This window comes from Vibrio sp. 2132-1, assembly GCF_033344315.1.
This window is the reverse complement of sequence record NZ_JAWPON010000248.1, coordinates 1-769: the sequence shown is the minus strand read 5'-3', so window position 1 is coordinate 769 and position 769 is coordinate 1. Positions and strand designations below refer to the sequence as shown.

1 pseudogene is annotated in these 769 nt (G+C 47.5%); it reads right to left on the bottom strand.

What is annotated here, in order from left to right:
• Window positions 1–85 precede the first annotated feature (85 nt).
• Window positions 86–769: pseudogene (locus R8N47_RS24730) on the bottom strand (DNA polymerase Y family protein); the annotation flags it as partial.

Genomic DNA, 769 nt, shown 5'->3' with positions numbered 1-769 from the left:
GCAACACAAGCTCTTCTGTATGAGAAGCGCCAGTGAGGAAAGAGAAAGTAGACTGACAAAATAATTCTGCGTAACTCATAACGACTCAACAAAAATAGCCATGAAGAAACCAATGTTTATGTTGATCGCGAAATACCCATAACCAGCGACCTTGCTTGGTATGAGCAATGTAGTAATCGCGCATAATTTCGTCGCCATCCCACCATCCAGATACGATTCGTTCTGGCCCATGCACCAGCGATACTTGTTCTTGCAGAGCAATTGGGGCAGGCAGTTGCATTGCTGGGCGCAGCAAATCTGGGATGCTATGAGTGGGTACGTCTGGCTCATCGGCTAGTCGGTATTGGCTGGCTTTCTCCGGTCTTGGGTCGTAGGCAATATCTGGCTTGAGCACTGCACTTTTCCCAAGTTTAGCTTGGAGTAAAGAGAGCAGTTCTAACGCATTCATCTGTCCTTTTGGCCCAGAAAAAAGATCTCGCGCAGCACTTAAAGGCTCACCCTGACGAACAACTTTGAGTGTCAAACCGACCACCGCTCCATTAAGCGTGAGCGACTCTAAGCTCAAACTCGCCAGTTGTTGCCAGCGATGGCATAGATAATCGCCTTGAGCAGAGGTGAGTTGAAGATGCTGCTCGTGTTTATCGCGTTGATGGAGCGTTAAGCGAAGTTCAAAGGCGACTTTGTCTCGCAATTTTAGAAAGGTTTCGAGTTGGCGAAGGAGCTTTGCTAACGGTTTTTCAATCCACTGAACATTTTCGATCTCAAACAG